The sequence below is a fragment of the Bacillus rugosus genome, from assembly GCF_023238245.1.
Lineage (GTDB): Bacteria > Bacillota > Bacilli > Bacillales > Bacillaceae > Bacillus > Bacillus rugosus.
Genome location: NZ_CP096590.1, coordinates 1,392,157 through 1,412,037 on the forward strand (window position 1 = coordinate 1,392,157; position 19,881 = coordinate 1,412,037).

Genomic DNA, 19,881 nt, shown 5'->3' on the forward strand with positions numbered 1-19,881 from the left:
AAAAAAGACTGGCTCAAGAGCCAGTCTTTGCTTTTATAATTGATGTAAAAATTTCACACAAACCGGATAAGGGACAGAAACAGCTGATGGTAGGACTGTCAATCGGCCGGTTTCTGTGTCTCTTTCAAACAGGACAAGGTTGCCTGTTTCTTCATTTGAAGCAACAAGGAACGCTTCCGTTGGATCAAAAACAAAGTCCCGAGGCCAGTTTCCTTCTGTCGAAACTCTTTCCACGAAAGCCAGCTCGCCTGAATATTGATTCACTTCAAATACAGCGATACTGTCATGACCGCGGTTTGCGACGTAAACAAAACGGCCGTCCTGTGTGACATGAATTGCGCTTCCCTGGCTGTTATCCGTAAAATCATCAGGGATGGCAGAGACAACCTGAATTTCTCTAAATTCGCCGGCTGTCGGATTGTATTCAAGTGCAATCACTTCATTGCTTAATTCTGTCATCACATAAGCGTATTTTTCCTTCGGATGAAAAGCGATATGGCGAGGACCTGCGCCGGGAGCAAAGGAATGGCTTCCGGATTCAGACAATACGCCGTCTTTTAGCTTATAGGTATACAGCTTATCGGTCCCTAGATCAACGGCTACGACATAGTTGTGTTCAGGTGTGAACCCTGCGTAGTGTGTATGCGGTTTTTCCTGTCTTTCGTGCGGTCCTTTTCCTGTGTGAGCGGCTTCTGAAGCAGATGATTGCAAGCTTCCGTCTTCCTGAACCGGAAAAGCGTGCACCTTCCCGCTGTGGTAATTGGCAGTCAGTACGAATTGATTTTGATCATCGACGCTTACATGGCATGGCGATGGGCCATCAATTAACTGATGATTCAGAAATGTTAATTCACCGCTGTTTTTATCGATTTGATAAGCAGCAACTCCACCTTGGCCGTCTGCTTTTTCAATTGAATAAAGAATGGTGTTGTCTTTATTCGGCGTTACATATGTCGGGTTGCCCAGCTTAGCGGCAAGCTTTGGCTCGCTGAGTGTTTTTTTCTCGGTATCAAGCTCAAATGAATAAATCCCTTCGCTTCCGCCTTTTGTATATGTTCCGACATATCCTATGTACTTTGTCATGCGATTTCCCCCTTAAATATGATGTCACCTCTATATTAACGTATCTTGATAAAATAAGCTGTTTAAAACATGAAAAAGGGGAATATTCTTCATTCACCGCGAATCAGCGGCATTGTACAGCACCTGAAGGAGCCGCCGGATTTAATAATTTCTGACAGGTCAATTTCGATGATGTGATAGCCTCTTTTCGATAGCTGTTGATTGACATGGCGGTTGCAAGGGAGGCTGATGATCGTTTTACTCCCGATTGAAAGGACATTGGTGCCGAGCGTAAATTGTTCATCCTCAGGCCTTCAATGAGATCATAACGTTTTGCCAGCATGTCAACTTCCTCTGGCTCAAGGGCTTGAGGATAAATTAACGCTTCGCTTTCAGATACGATGTTAAACACGCAGTCCAAATGCAAAAATTTTTCATGCAGCTGCACTGGAACGACTGTATATTCAGGAAGAGCCTCTTTTAGCTGGCCGATGGCTGACATGTCGGTGCGCTGGCTGATTCCGACGTAGACGGTATCACCATCGATAATGACGTCACCGCCTTCAATGCTTGTATGAAGCATATGGGTATAAGAAATGCCTTGCTTGTGAAAAAAATCTTTTATGATGGCTTCTTCCCCTTGGCGAATCGGTTCAGTCATGCTCGAGAGGAAGGCCTTTTCTCCGATGACAAACCCTATGTCTCTAGTGAAGACCTGCTCGGGGAGTCCGTCGTGGACGGGCAAGAGGATGACTTCGATGTTGTGTGACCTGAGTGCTTCAACAAAGCGGCTGTGCTGATCTGTAGCGGTTTTAACATGAATATTGTCATCTTCAAAATGTTTTTGGGTTTCGTTTATGACATCTTTTATGGTCATATGCTCCGGTTTGCATAAAATGACTTTCTGAAGTGTGCCATATTCCGTTCGGCATACCGTTTTTTGCTGATGTTTCGGGATGGATATGTCCATTTGTTTCTCCTCCTGACCGTGTGAAGAATACATTTATTATTCCCTCATCATGAAAATCATTAAACGTTTTAGAAGAAAAACCTGACACACAAAGCATTTTAAATTTTAGACAAATGGCAAAGAATATTGTTTAATAGGAGAATATGAGTGCATTTAACTAAACGATCAGACATCAAAGGGGAGAAAGGTATGGAAACACCGGAAACAAAATTTTGTAAAGAGTCAAAGGTTGTAAAAACCAGCAGGGTGTTCCCGCTTGATACAAACAACCATAATACGCTGTTTGGCGGAAAATTAATGAGCTACATTGATGATATTGCCTCTATTTCGGCGGCGCGCCATTGCAGACGTGAAACCGTAACAGCTTCGATGGACTCTGTAGATTTTTTGAAGCCGATCGGGCAACAGGATTCTGTCTGCCTGGAGTCATATGTGACATGGGTCGGCACATCTTCTATGGAGGTGTTTGTGAAAGTCATTAAGGAGCACCTGATGACAGGCGAAAGGGAGCTCGCCGCGACATCCTTTTTGACATTTGTCGCATTAGATTCAAGTGGCAAGCCGGTGCCTGTACCGAGAGTTGTACCTGAAACAGAAGAAGAAATCATGCTGCATAATACCGCTGTTCAGCGCGCCAATGAACGAAAGAACCGCAAAAAACACAGCCAGGCGCTTGCAAATGCGCTCGGAACGGAAAAGCCTTGGTAAACGTTAAACCCAAAACATATGTTGTTTTGGGTTTTTTTGTGCTTTTCATCTTTCCGATGGTGATAATTACAATGGTTAGTCCGTTTTTGCTAGGGGATTCTATAAAAAAGCAACAATTGTCACGTTAAATTGATAATTTTGTGACGACTTTATTAAAGATTCATTTAAAATATATCTTTTATCCGCGCGATCATGTATTTTAAAGATATATTTTAAATACATCTTTTTGAAAGGGTTGTTTCTACGATGTTAGATAATAAAACAATCGAAATCATTAAAAGCACTGTACCCGTATTACAACAGCATGGAGAAACCATCACTGGACGTTTTTACAATCTGATGTTTCAAGACCATCCAGAGCTTCTGAACATTTTTAATCAAACAAACCAAAAAAAGAAAACACAGCGCGCTGCACTTGCAAATGCCGTTATCGCAGCTGCGGCAAATATTGACCAGCTCGGAAATATCATTCCGGTCGTCAAACAAATCGGCCACAAGCACCGCAGTATCGGAATTAAGGCTGAACATTATCCGATCGTCGGCAAATATTTGTTGATTGCGATTAAAGATGTTCTGGGAGACGCTGCGACACCTGACATTATGCAGGCATGGGAGAAAGCGTACGGAGTAATCGCAGATGCGTTCATCGGAATTGAAAAAGAAATGTATGACCAGGCGGAGCAGCAAACGGGCGGCTGGAAGGAGTATAAGCCGTTCGTCATCGCGAAAAAAGAGCGGGAAAGCAAAGAAATTACATCCTTCTATCTGAAGCCGGAAGACGGCATGCCGTTACCTGATTTTCAAGCAGGGCAGTATATCAGCATTAAAGTGCGGACTCCTGATGCTGAATATACGCAAATCCGTCAATACAGCCTGTCAGATATGCCTGGAAAAGACTATTATCGAATTTCAGTGAAGAAAGACGGTGCCGTGTCTTCTTATTTACACGATGGACTGCATGAAGGGGATTCAATAGAGATCAGCGCACCGGCAGGAGACTTTGTTTTAGATCCTTCATCACAAAAAGATCTCGTTCTGATCAGTGCCGGAGTTGGTATTACACCAATGATCAGCATGCTGAAAACGGCTGTTTCCAAGCAGCCTGAACGGCAGATTCTGTTCATTCATGCCGCGAAAAACAGTGAATATCATGCATTGCGTCATGAGGTAGAAGAAGCGGCAGACCATTCTTCTGTCAAAACAGCATTTGTGTATCGCGAGCCGACAGAGGAGGACCGAGCAGGCGATCTTCAATTTCATGAAGGGCAGATTGATCAGCAATTCCTCAAAGAACTGATTGCCAATACAGATGCAGATTATTATATTTGCGGTTCACCGTCATTTATTACGGCAATGCATAAACTTGTATCAGAACTCGGATCGGCGCCGGAATCTATCCATTACGAGCTGTTCGGCCCGCAATTAAGCATGGCGCAGTCCGTTTAACCGCATACTTGAAACTCTTCTCCTTTCAGAGAAGAGTTTCTTTATTAAGATAGAAGAAGGCGGACAAGCGCTTGCCTCTACATCCGGACAATCACTGACCCGCTTCCGCCGCTTGTACATACACGGTTTTGCTGTTCTTGCATCGTTCTCAACAATTCATTGTTTACCTCAATCGCTCTGATTAGTTGCTCCATTCTTAGCTCTAAACCGGATAGCCTGTCAATTGTCTGCTGTTGAAGATAGCCAGCGGGTTGGGGAGCCGATGGCAGATCATAGGGCCAATGGGTATTCGTTTTCTGATGTTTCATATTGCGCCTCCAATCGATGTCACTTTCTATTATGTTATGTGCTGTCGATCTGCACGTTCGCCTATTTAGAACCGGATAATAGGTATAATGCATAGAGGGTCTGCCTTGGGGAACAATAGGCTCAAAATGACCAGCGGATGGAGGTATAGATCAGTGTTATGGATGGTATGGGCATTTTTACTGAAGCCAGTTATCGTATTTTCGATTGCGTATATTCTGTTTCGGCTTGCCGGTAAAAAAGCCGTGTCACAAATGAACAATTTTGATCTGCTTTTGACCTTCGCAATCGGAACCATTATCAGTGAGCCTATTCTTACCTCCAGGCTGCCGATGTCCATTTATTACGCGGGCTCTTTTTTGGTGCTTTATCTACTGATGAGCAAGCTCTCTCTTTCTAATAAATGGCGATGGCTGCTAGTCGTAAGCCCAACAGTCTTAATCCGAAACGGGGATATTGATGAACGCGGTTTGCGTAAAGAAAGGCTGACGGTTAATGAACTGCTTGGAAAGCTGAGGGAGAAGGGTTACGCCGATCCGGCTGACATTGATCTTGCCATCATTGAAGAAACGGGAGAAGTAAGCGTCATCCCAAAAGAGGAAGCGAGAGCGGTACAGGTACGGGATTTGCATATGGAAGCTGAACGGAATTTTATTCCGATTCCGCTTATACTGGACGGCGAAATCCTTGATCATAATTTGAAATACCTTCAAAAGAACCGATCATGGCTGTTTGAGAAGCTTGAGAAAAAAGGATACAGCCCCAAACTGCTGTCCTCGATTACACTTGGCACGATGAATGCCCGCGGCGATATATCGCTTGATTTGAATACCTCAAATGAACCGCAGCATGATCCTTATTTATATAAACCGGGAAATAACAATTAAGATTGCTCTCTTTTTTTAACGAGAGCTTTTTTCTTTTTAAAAGGGAATTTTTGTTTGGTGTCAAATGTACCTTGGTAGGGGGGAACTGAACATGAAGGACTTATCTATTAGAAAAGACATGGCACCGACGGTCAGTCTATTATATTCCGCAGTGGAAGAAAACAGTCTCCGTCTGGCTTCTATCGTAAGTCATATGACACACAGTGAACTTTATTATAAGGGGCGCTGCCAAACAAAAAACAGCACAGCTCAGCTTTTGTGCCATATCGCAAATGTTGATATCAGATGGGTCTGGCGTATCAAGGAGAACCGAATACCGGATCATATTGAACAGACATACGGCCCGATGACAGATGAAACCGGACGGCTGCCTGAACCGGAGAATCAGCCCGGATTAGATGAACTCCTGAAAAGACATCGGTATGTGGTAAACGAGCTGAAATCGGTATGTTACACCTTAACTGAAAATGATTTGCATCAGCCGCTTTCTTACGATGGTGACACCGCGACCATACGATGGGGCATTTGGCATATGGCGGATCATAACCGCTATCATCAAGCCCATATTGAAGCCCTCAAAAAAGAATGGAAGCAGGGTATGGTGAAATATGAGCGCTAAAACGAAGCTGCTGACCGATCGAATGCGTTTGCGCTGTATGGAAGATCAGGATCAAGCCTCTTTGTTTGATCTTTTTAACGATCCTGACGTCATGAAATATTATTCCGGTTTAAAAGATAAGAGGCAAACCCGCGAGTGGATCAATTGGAACAAAAGAAATGAAAAAGGGTACGGCGTTAGTCTGTGGATCGCTGAAGATAAGCGGACAGGGGACTTTTTAGGGCAATGCGGCATCGTGCCACAGCAGGTGGAAAATCAAACAGTAATGGGAATCGGCTATATGTTTGCCCGCCGCCACTGGGGGAACGGCTATGCGCAAGAAGCGGCGCGGGCCTGCCTGGACTACGGCTTCACCGAGCGGCAGTTTGGCACAATTGCGGCTTTGATTGACCCTGATAACAAAGCGTCCATACGGGTAGCGGAGAAAATCGGCATGATTTACGATAGAACGATCAGAAAATGGAATAAACCAATCGCAGTATATGAAAGAAAATCTTACAATTGAAAGAAAGAGCCAAGTTATAGTATCATGATGTCAGGTAAAGTTTTCTAGGGTTCCGCATGTCAATGGACATGGACTGGTCCGAGAGAAAACACATACGCGTAAATAGAGGCGTGTATGCACACGGAGGGAAAAAAGCCCGGGAGAGTCAATCTCATGTGAGACGACTGTCCGGGGTTTTTTTGTTTTCGGAGAATCTTACTGGAAAGAAAGGAATGACTTGAAATGAAATGGGGATTAGTCGTGCTTGCTGCCGTTTTCGAAGTTGTTTGGGTGGTAGGCTTAAAGCATGCTGACTCAGCTTTAACATGGAGCGGCACTGCCGTCGGCATCATAGTCAGCTTTTATCTTTTAATGAAGGCGACAAACAGTCTGCCTGTCGGAACCGTGTATGCCGTCTTTACCGGACTTGGCACGGCAGGAACAGTGCTGAGTGAGATCATTCTGTTTCATGAGCCGGTTGGATGGCCGAAGCTTTTGTTAATCGGCGTGCTCCTAGTCGGTGTAATCGGCTTGAAGCTTGTGACACAGGATGAGACAGAGGAAATAGGAGGCGAGGCATGATGCTGCACTGGATCAGTTTATTGTGCGCGGGCTGTTTGGAGATGGCCGGCGTGGCCCTTATGAATCAATATGCGAAAGAAAAAAGCGTGAAGTGGGTGCTGTTGATCATTGTTGGTTTTGCCGCTTCATTCTCCTTGCTGTCGTATGCAATGGAGACTATTCCAATGGGCACGGCTTACGCTGTCTGGACAGGCATTGGCACCGCCGGCGGAGCGCTTGTCGGCATCCTCTTTTACAAGGAGCCGAAAGACGCCAAACGGATCTTTTTTATCGCTTTGATTTTATGTTCAGCGGTTGGTTTAAAAATTCTGTCATAAATTGATTTTTATCAAATCTTCAGTATAATGGATAAATAGTTTAGACTTACAAAGATAAGAGGGATTATTCATGAAATCATATATGACACAGCGGTTGAACGAATACCGTGATGGAAATGAGGATAAAGGGCGTCTTTTGGTCAGCTGTCCCGATCAGCCGGGTATCGTCTCTGCGGTTTCCGCGTTCTTATTTGAACACGGCGCAAATATTATAGAATCAAATCAATATACGACAGACCCTGAAGGCGGCCGATTCTTCCTGAGAATCGAATTCGACTGCGAGGGCATTCGTGAGAAAAAAGAAACACTGCAGGATGCGTTTGCGTCTGTTGCAGAAACATTCGACATGACATGGAGTTTAACATTGGCAAGCGAGCTGAAGCGTGTCGCCATTTTTGTCTCAAAGGAGCTTCACTGCCTGCATGAGCTGATTTGGGAATGGCAAACCGGCAACCTTATGGCGGAAATCGCTGTTGTCATCAGCAACCATGAGGAAGCGAGAGAACTGGTTGAACGGCTGAACATTCCATTCCACTATATGAAAGCGAACAAAGACATCAGAGCGGAAGTCGAAAAGAAGCAGCTTGAACTGCTTGAGCAATATGAGATTGATGCGATCGTGCTTGCACGCTATATGCAAATCTTAACCCCTGACTTTGTTTCGGCTCACCCGAATCGCATCATTAATATTCACCATTCGTTCCTGCCTGCATTTATCGGTGCGAATCCGTACAAACGGGCTTACGAGCGCGGCGTGAAACTGATCGGAGCGACATCTCACTATGTCACAAACGATCTTGATGAAGGGCCGATCATTGAACAGGATATTGAGCGCGTGGACCACCGTGACAATACGGAAGCGCTAAAAAACATAGGAAGAACAATTGAACGCAGCGTGCTTGCCCGTGCTGTAAAATGGCATTTGGAAGACCGCGTCATCGTTCATGAAAATAAAACAATTGTCTTTAACTAGACTGCAAGATGCCCGCGCCATGCGGGCTCTTTTTGGTGACAAAAACCCTTGACAAGTGGCCTTTTTCTTTGCATAATATAAAAAAATCATTGAGCGTTGAAGAGGATTAGTAAGCAGACCTTTCTGTGACAGAGAGCAAAATGAATCGCTGAAACATTTTGCCGCATGAAACCTGCCGAACCTGCCTTGGAGTCTTAGGGGGAAAACCTAGGCGCGTAACCTGGCGTTACAGGAAAGCGGAGCGTGCAAAAGCGCGTTCAATCAAGGTGGTACCACGGAAACCCATTTCGTCCTTATGAATCAGGATGAAATGGGTTTTTTTATTGTAAGTTGGCTGGCAAAAAGCCGCGGAGGAGAATAAATGAAAAAACAAAGAATAGTAGTGAAAATAGGAAGCAGTTCGCTCACGAATAGCAACGGAAGCATTGATGAGGCAAAAATCAGAGAGCATGTTCAAGCCATTTCACTGTTAAAGAAAGCGGGACATGAAATGATTCTGATTACCTCGGGAGCCGTAGCGGCGGGGTTTTCCAGCCTCGGTTATCCGTCCCGCCCCGTTACCATTAAAGGAAAGCAGGCGGCGGCCGCGGTCGGACAAACACTGTTAATGCAGCAATATATGAATCAATTCAAACAATACTCTCTGACTCCGGGACAAATCCTTTTAACGAGAAATGATTTTTCGAAAAGAGAACGGTATCGAAACGCGTATGCAACGATTATGGAATTACTGGAGCGCGGCGTCATTCCGATTATCAATGAAAATGACTCTACATCTGTTGAAGAATTGACATTCGGCGATAATGACATGCTTTCTGCGTTAGTCAGCGGATTGATTCATGCGGACCAGCTCATGATTCTCACTGATATCAACGGGCTGTATGATGCCAACCCGAATGAAAATCCTGAGGCGAAACGATTTGATTATCTGCCGGAGATCACGCCTGAATTACTGGGGTATGCGGGCTCAGCCGGATCAAAGGTCGGCACCGGCGGTATGAAATCAAAGCTGTTAGCCGCACAAACTGCGCTGTCTCTTGGAGTGAAAGTGTTCATTGGAACAGGCAGCGGAGAGCAAAAGCTTGCGGACATTTTGGACGGCAGGGGAGACGGCACTTATATCGGAGACAAAGAACTATCCTCGGTTAACAACACGAGACAGTGGATTCAGTTCCACTCGCCTATAGCAGGAGAGATCCTCATTGATGAGGGTGCCGAGGAGGCGATGATTCATAACGGAAGCAGCCTTCTGCCAGCAGGCGTAGTGGGCGTAATTGGAAGCTTTCCGAAAGGGGCGGTCGTGGAAGTCAGGGGACCGGGCGGCGTGATCGGCAAAGGCCAAACTCATTACTCCTCCGAGGAGATTATGGAGGCCAAAGGCAAACGAAGCAATGAACTTGATTTTGAGAGAACGTTTGAGGTTATTCATAGGAATGACTGGGTCAATTTAAAAGACTAGGAGGCGGAAAAATGAGTGAAGTTTCTGTAAAAGCGAAGCTGGCGAAAGAAGCAGCAGCCGACATGATCATGAAAACAACGGTCGAGAAGGATGAGGCGCTCAGTCTCATTGCAAACGGACTCCGCAACGAACTGGATTTTCTCTTGTCGGAGAATGCAAAAGACATTGAGAACGGAAAAGAAAATGGTTTAACACCGGATGTCATTGACCGCCTCACGCTGGATGAGAAACGCATTCGTGACATCGCGGACGCGGTAGAGCTCTTAATCGACTTGGCGGACCCGGTCGGCGAGTCTCTTGAAACAATTGAAAAGGAAAACGGCTTGTTTATTGAAAAAAAACGTGTGCCGCTCGGTGTCGTTGGAATGATTTATGAGGCGAGGCCAAACGTAACAGTTGATGCGGCTACCCTCTGCCTGAAGACAGGGAACGCTGTTGTCCTGCGGGGGAGCTCCTCAGCCATCCACAGCAATAAAGCACTCGTCAATGTCATTCACAGAGCACTCGAGCAATCAGTGCTTCCGGTCAATGCTGTGCAGCTGATTGAGGATACGAGCAGAGAGACAGCAAAAGAGCTCTTTACGTTAAATGATGGCCTAGACGTATTGATTCCGCGCGGAGGCAAGAAATTGATCGATCTCGTTGTCAGAGAATCAACAGTCCCTGTATTAGAAACTGGAGCAGGAAACTGCCACATTTTCATTGACGAAACGGCCAAACCGCAAATGGCAGAAAAGGTTGTCGTAAATGCCAAAACGCAGCGCCCTTCCGTATGCAACGCGATTGAATCACTGCTGATCCACAAAGCATGGGCAAAGCAACACGGGAAAGAATTGCTGGCTCAGCTGGAAAACGCAGGAGTTGACATTCGCGGTGATGAATTTGTATGTGAACTTCATCCTTCAAGCAAACAAGCATCAGAAGAAGATTGGGAAACTGAATTTTTAGCGCCTGTCATTAGCGTAAAGACGGTTGATAACGTCCAAGAAGCTGTGAAGCATATCCAACAATACGGCACCAATCATTCTGAAGCAATTTTAACTGAAGATGACGAGCACGCGGCTTATTTTCAAACGGCTGTCGATGCTGCCGCTGTCTACCATAATGCGTCAACCCGTTTTACCGACGGATTTGAATTCGGCTACGGAGCTGAAATCGGGATCAGCACGCAAAAGCTTCATGCAAGAGGGCCGATGGGACTTCCTGCATTGACTTCTACAAAATACATCATTAAAGGAACAGGGCAAATCCGTGAATAGCGGGGCACTGTTCGATGAAAAAGCTTATCTCGTAACGGGATAAGCTTTTTTTTGCACGCTAAAAAATTGACATTGTAAATTAGTTTGTGTACAATTTAATTGTATAAAATATATTTATGTAGGGGGATACAAAAATGAGTCAGCCATTATTTACAGCGACTGTTTCAGCGGTAGGAGGAAGAGAAGGAAAGGTGATTTCATCAGACCGCGTTCTCGAGCTCGATGTCGCAATGCCGGGGACACCGAGAGCAAAGAAATTAGAAAAAGCGACAAATCCGGAGCAGCTGTTTGCGGCAGGTTACGCAGCTTGCTTTGACAGCGCACTTCAGCTTGTAGCAAGAACTGAACGAGTGAAAGTGGAGACAGAGGTTACAGCGCATGTCAGCCTGTTAAAGGATGAAGCAGATCAAGGCTACAAACTGGGTGTGACGCTGCAGGTGAAAGGAAAAGGAGTCAATGCATCAGAATTACAGGCACTTGTGCAAAAAGCGCACGGCGTCTGCCCGTATTCAAAAGCAACCTCCGGAAATATCGATGTTACGCTTGAAGTAGCTGAATAATAGAAAAGAGGATACCGTATAAGGTATCCTCAATTTTTTTGATGAAGTGTTTCCAGCAATGTATATAGAGCGGATTTTAACTGTTTCAGGTCCTCTCCGGACTGATTTGAGAGCCCCATGATCGTCCCTGGAATGTCAGCCGCTTTTTCTTTTAGTGACTCTCCGTCCTCTGTCAGGCTGATCAGCACTGACCGCTCATCCTCTTCAGATCTTTTTCTCGTAATCAAACCCTGCTGTTCCATCCGTTTTAGCATCGGAGTGAGCGTTCCCGAATCTAAATACAGCAGCTCCCCCATTTTTTTGACAGTCAGCGTTTCGTGTTCCCATAACAAAAGCAAAACCAAATATTGAGGGTACGTTATATTCAGCTTATCAAGCAGCGGCTTGTATTGCTTTGTCATTTCCCGCGAGCTCGCATAAAGCAAAAAACAAAGCTGATTCTCCAATTTCATATGGTCAAATTCATTTTCCATCTTGTTCACCAACTCTTTCTGACATTCCATTCTATTGTATCTGAAAAACCTCACTTTTCCTATTCTCGGCAAACATATCATGTTTAAAAAGATCAGAAAGGGAAATATAACAAGTAGATACAAATAAGGAGGTTGGGAATATGGCACTATTTACAGCAAAAGTAACCGCGCGAGGCGGACGGGCAGGACATATTACATCAGATGACGGTGTTCTTGATTTTGATATTGTCATGCCTAATGCCAAAAAAGAAGGACAAACCGGCACAAACCCGGAACAGCTTTTTGCGGCAGGATACGCTGCATGCTTCGGCGGCGCGCTCGAACACGTCGCCAAAGAGCAAAATATCGAGATTGATTCCGAAATTGAAGGACAAGTCAGCCTCATGAAGGATGAGAGTGACGGCGGGTTTAAAATCGGTGTCACACTTGTTGTGAACACGAAAGATTTGGATCGCGACAAGGCGCAAGAACTTGTCAATGCTGCTCATGAATTCTGTCCTTATTCAAAGGCTACCAGAGGAAATATTGATGTAAAATTAGAATTAAAATAATGATCGGCATCCTGAGGGTTCTCAGGATGTTTTTTTGTGGGAAAGCATGCGGGGCGGGCATGATCTTTTCGAAGGGTGAATACATGTAGTATAGGTGAATTCAGACTAGGGAAAAGGTGAGTACATGAAGAGACCCAAGCTGTCAGTATGTATGATTGTGAAAAATGAAGAACGCCATATCGCCCGCTGTTTAGAGAGTGTGCAGCATATTGCAGATGAAATAATTGTAGTTGATACCGGATCAAACGATCGAACGGTAGATATTTGCAAAAGTTTTCATGCCCAGGTTTATCATCATAAATGGGAACGGGACTTCTCACAAGCGAGAAATGCCAGTTTACAGCACGCCAAGGGCGAGTGGATATTGATCTTGGATGCCGACGAAGAATTAGACCCGGATACAGACAGCCTATTGCCTTCACTGCTGACTGACAGCCTGCCATCTCTCGGCTGTGTGAAGGTAGTGAACTTTACAGGGAAGCAATGGGATGAAAATGAAGCGTTTGAACAAAGGCAGATCAGGCTGATCCGAAATCAGCGAAACATAACGTTTACGGGAAGGGTCTGTGAAAAGCCTGAGGGAGAAGAGGCAAGCAGCACTTTCTCGCTTCCATGTACCATTCACCATTACGGGTATTTAGAGCAGGAGGCACAGCAAAAGCATACACACAACTTGAGCTTATTGAATACGGAATTGCTGACCTCCAGCACTGACCTGTCTCTCCTTTATCAGAAGGCTGCTGAGTATGACAGAGGAAACGAACATGAAAAAGCCTTCCGGCTGGCAGTGGATTGTATCAATGAATGTAAAAGAAAAAAGCAAATTCCGCCGCCTGCCTTCTATTATGTAAAGTATAAATTATTAATTGACGCAGAACGGTACAAAGAAGCGGAACGCGATATCAATGAAGCGCTGAGACATTATCCCGACTACTGCACGCTTCACCATTATAAAGAAATCATTATGTATCAGCTTAAAAAAGTCAGAGAAGCGATCACAGCGTTTGAAGCTTGCCTGCAAACCAATAATGAAAACCATCAGTACGTACAGGTGAAGGGGGCCGCCGATTTTAGATCAAGCTGCTGGCTCGGTGTCTGCCATGCTGAATTGCGTCAGCATATGACTGCTGTTTTGTATTTGCAAAAAGCGCTGAATGCCAACCCGAAGTGCGTACGGGCACAGCGGCTTCTAGACGAATTAACGAAGGATCAGGCCGCCCATGCCTGATCCTATTAATATTCTTTCTTATTGGCGAAATCCCGCCATGCCTGAAACGGGGATAAACGCTCCGTCAGAGTCACTTGATAAAAGGGGATCGTTCTTTCTTCAGCAGGTTTATCAATTTCTTCATAAATGAATGAATCATCAAATCCGGCTTCAGCGGCATCTGTGTGCTCCGCTGCATAGAAAACGGCTTTCAGCCGGGCCCAGTAAATGGCGCCCAAGCACATGGGGCATGGCTCACAGCTCGTATACAAAATGCAGTCATCAAGCTGATAGGTGTCAAGTGCCCGGCAGGCGTTTCGAATAGCCGTCACTTCTGCATGGGCAGTCGGGTCATTGCTTGTTGTGACGTTGTTCTGTCCTTCGGCAATAACGGCTCCGTCTTTCACGATAACGGCTCCGAAAGGCCCGCCAACTCCCGCATTCACTCCATTACGAGCAAGATCGACTGCCCGTTTTAAAAACGTTTCATGATTCATCCTAAACCCTCCTGTCAATTGAGTGTTATAAGTATAGCCGAAAAGAAGTGCAAAAAACATTCCCAAAAAAGTGCAAAGTAAACAAAATATTTGGGGGATTTGCTAAGATAAGAGGAGAAAAGATGAGGGGTGATCATGCTGCATTTATATATTGCCAGGCACGGACAGACTCAATGGAATGTGGAAAAACGGATGCAGGGTTGGCTGGATTCTGATTTAACAGAACTTGGATTATACAACGCCCGCGCTCTTGGGAAGCGTCTGAAGGATATTGAATTGAATCAGGTTTACATCAGCCCGAGCAAGCGGACAGAAGAGACGGCAAAAACCATACTGGGATCGCGCCGGCTCCCGCTGGTTAAAGATTATATGTTCAGAGAAATGTCTCTGGGCTCATGGGAAGGGAAAAAACAAGAGGATATTGAAAAAGACGAACCTGATCTTTTTCATGCTTATTTTCATCATCCCGAAGCTTATCGCCAGCCAGGATGTGAAACGTTTTTTGACCTTGAAAGCCGGGTAAGGCTGGCTCTCCAAACGATTTTAGACAGCCATTCTTCCGGTAATGTTCTCTTGGTTACCCATTCTGTCTTTATATTAATGCTGTTAAATATCATAAAGGGAAGACGCATTAATGACATATGGAATTCTGCTTACATATATGATACATCATTGAGCCTTGTGGAATTTGATGAAAATGGAACAGCCAAGATATTAATAGAAGGGGATGGGGAGCATAGGAAACCGATTCCTGCTTTCTAACAGAAAAAAACCATCTGCCTAAGGCAGATGGTTTCTATATTTAAACAAGCTGTGTCTGCTGAGCTCTTGCCTGTTTTGCGGCTTCAACCATGTTTTTCAATGCTGCAACCGTTTCTTCCTGCTGTCTTGTTTTCAATCCGCAGTCTGGATTTACCCAGAAGCGGTCAGTCGGACAAACGGCAAGAGCGTCAACAATAATGTTGTACATTTCTTCAGTTGACGGCACCCGAGGGCTGTGAATGTCATATACACCAAGGCCGAGCCCTTTCAAATACGGATGGTCTTTTAAGTAATCTAAAAATCCTCCGTGGCTTCTGCTGTGCTCGATTGTAATTACATCGGCATCAAGATCATTGATCGTATCTACGATGTCTTCGAAGTTGCTGTAGCACATATGTGTATGAATTTGCGTCTCGTTTTTCACGGAAGAAGTAGTTAATCTGAATGCTTCTGCCGCCCAAGTCAAATACTCATCCCAATCTTGGGTTTTTAATGGAAGGCCTTCGCGCAGCGCCGGTTCATCCACTTGAATAATTTGAATGCCTGCATCTTCAAGCGCTTTTACTTCTTTGCGAAGGGCAAGCCCAATTTGGAAGGCGATTTCTTTTCTCGAAATGTCGTTTCGAGGGAAGGACCAGTTTAAGATTGTAACAGGACCCGTCAGCATTCCTTTCACATGCTTGGATGTCAGGGATTGTGCATACACCGTGTCTTTTACTGTCATCGGTTCAATAAATTCAACATCTCCGTAAATGACTGGCGGGCGGACACAGCGTGAGCCGTATGATTGAACCCAAGCGTATTTTGTGAAGGCAAAGCCGGCCAGCTTTTCACCGAAGTATTCGACCATATCTGTCCGTTCAAATTCACCGTGCACAAGCACATCCAGCTCCAATTCTTCCTGAATATCAATCCATCGTTTTGTTTCAGCATTGATAAAGTTTTGGTACTGTTCATCAGACCATTCGTTTTTTCGCCATTTTTGGCGTGCGCTCCGCACTTCAGCGGACTGCGGGAAGCTACCGATCGTAGTCGTCGGCAAAAGCGGAAGGCCGAGAGATTCATTTTGCAGGGCTAAACGTTCTTCAAACGGAATCGGTCGTTTGAAGTCTGTATCGGTTAATTGCTCAAGCTCTTTCTTTTGTTCAGAATTTGCGCCTGTTGCAAACTGTTTGAGCGCCTGAATATCAGTTTTGGCCTGCTGAATTTGTTCGCTGATTGCCGCTTTTCCTGATACTAAACCTTCCTTCAAAGCTGTCAGCTCGGCTAGTTTTTCTTTTGCGTAGGATAATCCGTTCAGAAGATCCTTCTCCAAATGCTCATCAGGGTGCTTCGCTACCGGAACGTGCAGCAGGCTGCTGGAAGGCTGAATCCACAGTTCATCGACTTTTGCAATGCTGAGAATATCAAGAACGGCATCGAGACGTTCTTCAAGGTCCGCTTTCCAAATGTTGCGTCCATCGATAACGCCGGCTGCCAGCACTTTGTCTGTTGGGAATCCGTGTGTTTTCAGCTGTTCCAGGTTTCTGCCTTTATCGTGAACGAAATCAAGGCCAATTCCCTGTACCGGATAAGAGATCAGCTCTTCATAAGCATCAACAGAATCAAAATACGTCTGCAAAAGCACATTCAGGGATGAAAGCTCGTTTGTAATGCTTTCAAATAATTCTTTTGCGCCGCGGACATCTTCGGCAGAAGCTGTAACAAGCGCAGGCTCATCGATTTGAACCCATTTTACGCCTTCTTCCTCAAGCTCTTTCAAAAGCTGTACATATAACGGCACAAGGCGTTTTTGGATCGCTTTTGCTTCAGAGGGTTCATAGCCTTTAGCCAGCGTGACAAATGTATAAGGGCCGACAATCACAGGTTTTGTTTCAACGCCGTATTCCTGTTTGATCCGGCGATAATCTGTGAGCTGTTTGTTTCTTGTCAGGCGGAACTCAATGCTCTCGTCATATTCAGGAACGATGTAATGGTAGTTTGTATTAAACCATTTTGTCATTTCACTTGATACGGCGTCTTTTATTCCGCGGGCAATAGCGAAGTATGTATCGGTAGCGTCAGTCAAATGTCTGAATCGTTTCGGAATCCAGTTGAAGCTGACTGCTGTGTCGAGTACATGGTCATACTGTGTGAAATCAGAAACAGGCACAACATCAATCTGCTGGTCAATTTGTGTTTTTACTGCGGATAAAAATAGGTCGTCGATTTGCTTTAAAAACGTATCTTTATCAGTGCTGCCTTTCCAATACGCTTCAAGTGCTTTTTTCCATTCTCTGTTCAGTCCAATTCTCGGAAATCCTACATTCGATGTTTTGATGGTTGTCATTGTTTCTCCTCCTTTATATGTAAAACACTCTTGTTAACCCGCGGATACAGGCTGCTAAGAGGTTTTCTCACAACAAAAAGCCTCTTTCCCATGAGAGAAAGAGGCTTTTCTGCGTAAAACACTGCCTCTCTCATCTCTCAGACACAATCTGATGGAATTAGCACCGTGCCTTATGAGACATCAGTCTCGGCGCGAAAAGCAGTGCGCCCCATTTCACAATGGAATTACGGTCGGTTGCTGTTGGGGTCAAAAGGCCAATCCCTCGCCCAACTCTCGATAAGAGAAAATGTTATTAATTTTTTGAAAAGTTGAATCATTTGTTGGTAATCTTAACAGTATTTCAAATTCGTTGTCAACATAGAATTTGAAACTTTATTTTTAATATTCAGTTTATATTATATAAGAAAAATAATTTTATAGGGTCATCAAATGTGATTGCTCTGCTCTTTCTGCCAGTTCATCAGGAGCGGTTAAATACAGGAATCCATTACCTGCCAGCGTTTTTGCAATATCAAGCGGAAGTGTCCTGCGGATCAGCTGTGCATAAACCTCAGGTTCAGAAAGCTTTCTTTGAAATGATTCTTCTTCATAGCTTTTGATTAAAGCAAGCGCTCCGCTGACATGAGGGGCAGCCATTGAAGTGCCGGTAAGCTTACCGTACTTCTTGTTAGGAAGGGTTGATAATATATTTTCTCCCGGTGCCACAAGATCAATCTCTTTATTCGCGTTAGAAAATTCTGATAATTCTCGCGCTACGGAAACAGATCCAACAGCGATGACTTCATTATATGCTGCAGGGTAGGAAAGCTCTTCTGTGCGTTCGTCGCCGTCACCTTCATTTCCCGCTGCGCAAACGACAAGCACTCCATTTTTGACGGCGTTTTTCACTGCTTCTGCCAGCTCTGGCACATCGCTAGGACCGCCAAGGGACATTGAGATGATATCGACTTTCTGTTCCACAGCGTAGTTAATGCCGTTAATAATCCATTCGTATTGTCCGCTGCCGTTTTCACCGCCAAGAACCTTCACAATCAATAGGCTTGCCTCAGGCGCAACTCCGGCAATGCCGCCGTTTGAATCATTAGCTGCAATCGTTCCGGCGACGTGTGTGCCATGTCCGTTGTAGTCGGAAATCGCATCTTCCTTGCCGCCGTCATCATCTGTGAAGTTCTTTCCGCCGATGATTTGGTTTTTTAAATCAGGATGGCTTGTATCGCAGCCTGTGTCCAATACAGCAATTTTTACATTTTTGCCTTTTACCCCTTTTGCCCACATTTCTGGCGCCTTAATCACTTTAATACCCTCAGGAAGCTCGTTTACATCCATAAACTGCTCATTCGTCACATACGGGATCAAGCGGATTTCACCATTCATAAAAAAGCCCTCCTTTTTTATGCTTACAAGTGGATTCAAGGGTGTTGCCTCATATTATATGAAAAAAACAACCGTTCGGACAGAGCCATTTGAAGCATTTTGAAAAAATAGGATACAACCCAAAGAATTAGTAATTTTCAAAATATTGGATGGGTTTAACGTGTATGACTGGGATTCAGCTGTCAGTCAAGTTATAATAGTGTTGGGGAAAGGAGCAGTGTGATGAAACTGAATGAAAAATTATATGCATTTTTTTCAGAGCATGTGGAACAAATGGCCGAGGAATGGATTGAAACAATGGAGGAAAGTGATCCGAATTCGCTTTACGCCTTACATAATGCATCTGTAACGGAAGAATTGAAAGAGCAGGACAGAGAGTTTTACCGGCATCTGAATTACATGTATGTTTTACCGGAAAAACAATTTCTCGAAGAATTTCAAGAGTGGGTCATTGAGCTGACGAACGATCAAAAGCATCTCGACACTCCGGTTCAGTATGTCATTCGGGAGTTTATGAGAAACCGGAGATTATATACGAAGTATTTTGAGAAGTTCGCAGATGAAAACGAGTCGGCGTTTGAATCGGGAGAGAAACAAAAATGGGCAGATTTGATTGTAAAAGTATTTGATTTTACCATTTATACATTCGTCGATCACGCTGAAATGAATGCCAAACAGCAATTAAACGCCCAAAGAGAAATGATATTGGAATTAAGCTCGCCTATCATTACATTGAGCAAATCAACAGCTCTGCTTCCGCTTGTAGGTGACATTGATACAGAACGCGCAAAGTTTATTCTGGAAAACACGCTTCAGGCTTGTGCAAAAAGACGCGTGGAGCATCTGTTAATCGATCTGTCAGGTGTTGTGGTGGTTGATACGATGGTAGCGCACCAAATCTTTAAATTGATTGAGGCGCTCAATTTGATCGGTGTACGGTCAACCCTGTCAGGAATCAGGCCTGAAATTGCGCAAACCGCTGTACAGCTAGGGATTGATTTTTCGAATATTACAATTAAAACCAATCTTGCCCAGGCATTAAATTATCATCAATAA

Annotated in this window: 21 protein-coding genes, 1 pseudogene, 2 riboswitches and 1 other annotated feature; of the genes and pseudogenes, 15 read left to right on the top strand and 7 right to left on the bottom strand. The window is 44.6% G+C overall.

Features of this window, described 5'->3' with window-relative positions; all coding sequences use genetic code 11:
• Positions 1 to 33 precede the first annotated feature (33 nt).
• Both pgl and M0696_RS07130 read right to left on the bottom strand, forming a co-directional pair.
• Positions 34 to 1,083, bottom strand: a complete 1,050-nt coding sequence (pgl, locus tag M0696_RS07125) for a 6-phosphogluconolactonase (protein WP_222142679.1) — start codon at positions 1,081 to 1,083, stop codon at positions 34 to 36.
• A gap of 89 nt (positions 1,084 to 1,172) precedes the next feature.
• Positions 1,173 to 2,032: pseudogene (locus M0696_RS07130) on the bottom strand (dimethylarginine dimethylaminohydrolase family protein).
• Positions 2,033 to 2,221: 189 nt separating this feature from the next.
• Between M0696_RS07130 and M0696_RS07135 the strand changes: the two are divergent.
• Entirely contained in the window at positions 2,222 to 2,740 is a 519-nt protein-coding gene (locus tag M0696_RS07135) for an acyl-CoA thioesterase (RefSeq protein WP_166854680.1), read from the top strand.
• A 246-nt stretch (positions 2,741 to 2,986) separates the two neighbouring features.
• A complete protein-coding gene (gene hmpA / locus M0696_RS07140; RefSeq protein WP_248602650.1) occupies positions 2,987 to 4,186 on the top strand; it encodes an NO-inducible flavohemoprotein in 1,200 nt (399 codons plus the stop codon).
• A 77-nt stretch (positions 4,187 to 4,263) separates the two neighbouring features.
• Here hmpA and M0696_RS07145 read toward each other — a convergent pair whose 3' ends face one another.
• Positions 4,264 to 4,494 carry a hypothetical protein gene (locus M0696_RS07145; protein ID WP_166853483.1) on the bottom strand — a complete coding sequence of 77 codons (231 nt, stop codon included), beginning with the start codon at positions 4,492 to 4,494 and terminating at the stop codon, positions 4,264 to 4,266.
• Positions 4,495 to 4,647: 153 nt separating this feature from the next.
• Here M0696_RS07145 and M0696_RS07150 point away from each other — a divergent pair, with 153 nt between their 5' ends.
• From M0696_RS07150 to M0696_RS07190, 9 genes are all read left to right on the top strand, one after another.
• The gene (locus tag M0696_RS07150; protein ID WP_166853481.1) at positions 4,648 to 5,379 is read left to right on the top strand and encodes a DUF421 domain-containing protein; all 732 of its coding nucleotides are present in this window, start codon (positions 4,648 to 4,650) and stop codon (positions 5,377 to 5,379) included.
• A 91-nt stretch (positions 5,380 to 5,470) separates the two neighbouring features.
• Positions 5,471 to 5,998, top strand: coding sequence for a DinB family protein (locus M0696_RS07155; RefSeq protein ID WP_222142681.1), 528 nt, complete (start codon positions 5,471 to 5,473; stop codon positions 5,996 to 5,998).
• Positions 5,988 to 6,503 carry a GNAT family N-acetyltransferase gene (locus M0696_RS07160; RefSeq protein WP_222142682.1) on the top strand — a complete coding sequence of 172 codons (516 nt, stop codon included), beginning with the start codon at positions 5,988 to 5,990 and terminating at the stop codon, positions 6,501 to 6,503. The genes M0696_RS07155 and M0696_RS07160 overlap by 11 nt, the downstream gene beginning before the upstream one ends.
• Positions 6,504 to 6,536: 33 nt before the next feature.
• Positions 6,537 to 6,648: riboswitch (guanidine-I (ykkC/yxkD leader) on the top strand.
• A 77-nt stretch (positions 6,649 to 6,725) separates the two neighbouring features.
• Complete coding sequence (ykkC, locus tag M0696_RS07165; protein WP_248602651.1) at positions 6,726 to 7,064, top strand: multidrug efflux SMR transporter subunit YkkC; 339 nt, start codon at positions 6,726 to 6,728, stop codon at positions 7,062 to 7,064.
• Positions 7,064 to 7,381: a multidrug efflux SMR transporter subunit YkkD gene (ykkD, locus tag M0696_RS07170; RefSeq protein WP_003218500.1), complete on the top strand. Its 318-nt coding sequence runs from the start codon at positions 7,064 to 7,066 to the stop codon at positions 7,379 to 7,381. The genes ykkC and ykkD overlap by 1 nt, the downstream gene beginning before the upstream one ends.
• Positions 7,382 to 7,451: 70 nt before the next feature.
• Entirely contained in the window at positions 7,452 to 8,354 is a 903-nt protein-coding gene (gene purU / locus M0696_RS07175; RefSeq protein ID WP_222142683.1) for a formyltetrahydrofolate deformylase, read from the top strand.
• Between the two features lie 87 nt (positions 8,355 to 8,441).
• Positions 8,442 to 8,652 (top strand) — a binding site (T-box leader).
• A gap of 63 nt (positions 8,653 to 8,715) precedes the next feature.
• Positions 8,716 to 9,813 carry a glutamate 5-kinase gene (gene proB / locus M0696_RS07180; RefSeq protein ID WP_248602652.1) on the top strand — a complete coding sequence of 366 codons (1,098 nt, stop codon included), beginning with the start codon at positions 8,716 to 8,718 and terminating at the stop codon, positions 9,811 to 9,813.
• Positions 9,814 to 9,824: 11 nt separating this feature from the next.
• On the top strand, positions 9,825 to 11,072 hold the full coding sequence (proA, locus tag M0696_RS07185; RefSeq protein WP_166853470.1) for a glutamate-5-semialdehyde dehydrogenase: 1,248 nt from the start codon (positions 9,825 to 9,827) through the stop codon (positions 11,070 to 11,072).
• A 134-nt stretch (positions 11,073 to 11,206) separates the two neighbouring features.
• Positions 11,207 to 11,632: an organic hydroperoxide resistance protein gene (locus tag M0696_RS07190; RefSeq protein WP_166853468.1), complete on the top strand. Its 426-nt coding sequence runs from the start codon at positions 11,207 to 11,209 to the stop codon at positions 11,630 to 11,632.
• A gap of 29 nt (positions 11,633 to 11,661) precedes the next feature.
• On the opposite strand, the gene ohrR is transcribed toward M0696_RS07190, so the two are convergent.
• A complete protein-coding gene (gene ohrR / locus M0696_RS07195) occupies positions 11,662 to 12,105 on the bottom strand; it encodes an organic hydroperoxide resistance transcriptional regulator OhrR (protein ID WP_166853466.1) in 444 nt (147 codons plus the stop codon).
• 140 nt (positions 12,106 to 12,245) lie between these two features.
• Between ohrR and ohrB the strand changes: the two genes are divergently transcribed.
• A complete protein-coding gene (ohrB, locus tag M0696_RS07200; protein ID WP_166853464.1) occupies positions 12,246 to 12,656 on the top strand; it encodes an organic hydroperoxide resistance protein OhrB in 411 nt (136 codons plus the stop codon).
• 124 nt (positions 12,657 to 12,780) lie between these two features.
• On the top strand, positions 12,781 to 13,884 hold the full coding sequence (locus M0696_RS07205; protein WP_248602653.1) for a glycosyltransferase family 2 protein: 1,104 nt from the start codon (positions 12,781 to 12,783) through the stop codon (positions 13,882 to 13,884).
• A gap of 5 nt (positions 13,885 to 13,889) precedes the next feature.
• Here the strand turns inward: M0696_RS07205 and guaD are convergent, their stop codons facing one another.
• Entirely contained in the window at positions 13,890 to 14,360 is a 471-nt protein-coding gene (gene guaD / locus M0696_RS07210) for a guanine deaminase (RefSeq protein ID WP_166853460.1), read from the bottom strand.
• Positions 14,361 to 14,495: 135 nt separating this feature from the next.
• Here guaD and M0696_RS07215 point away from each other — a divergent pair, with 135 nt between their 5' ends.
• On the top strand, positions 14,496 to 15,122 hold the full coding sequence (locus tag M0696_RS07215) for a histidine phosphatase family protein (RefSeq protein WP_248602654.1): 627 nt from the start codon (positions 14,496 to 14,498) through the stop codon (positions 15,120 to 15,122).
• Between the two features lie 40 nt (positions 15,123 to 15,162).
• Here the strand turns inward: M0696_RS07215 and metE are convergent, their stop codons facing one another.
• Together metE and isp are read right to left on the bottom strand one after the other, a co-directional pair.
• A complete protein-coding gene (gene metE / locus M0696_RS07220; RefSeq protein ID WP_248602655.1) occupies positions 15,163 to 17,451 on the bottom strand; it encodes a 5-methyltetrahydropteroyltriglutamate--homocysteine S-methyltransferase in 2,289 nt (762 codons plus the stop codon).
• 127 nt (positions 17,452 to 17,578) lie between these two features.
• Positions 17,579 to 17,734, bottom strand: a riboswitch (SAM riboswitch).
• A 131-nt stretch (positions 17,735 to 17,865) separates the two neighbouring features.
• The gene (gene isp, locus M0696_RS07225) at positions 17,866 to 18,825 is read right to left on the bottom strand and encodes a serine protease Isp (RefSeq protein WP_166853454.1); all 960 of its coding nucleotides are present in this window, start codon (positions 18,823 to 18,825) and stop codon (positions 17,866 to 17,868) included.
• 222 nt (positions 18,826 to 19,047) lie between these two features.
• On the opposite strand from isp, the gene rsbRB reads away from it, so the two are divergent.
• Positions 19,048 to 19,881, top strand: coding sequence for an RsbT co-antagonist RsbRB (gene rsbRB, locus M0696_RS07230; protein ID WP_166853451.1), 834 nt, complete (start codon positions 19,048 to 19,050; stop codon positions 19,879 to 19,881).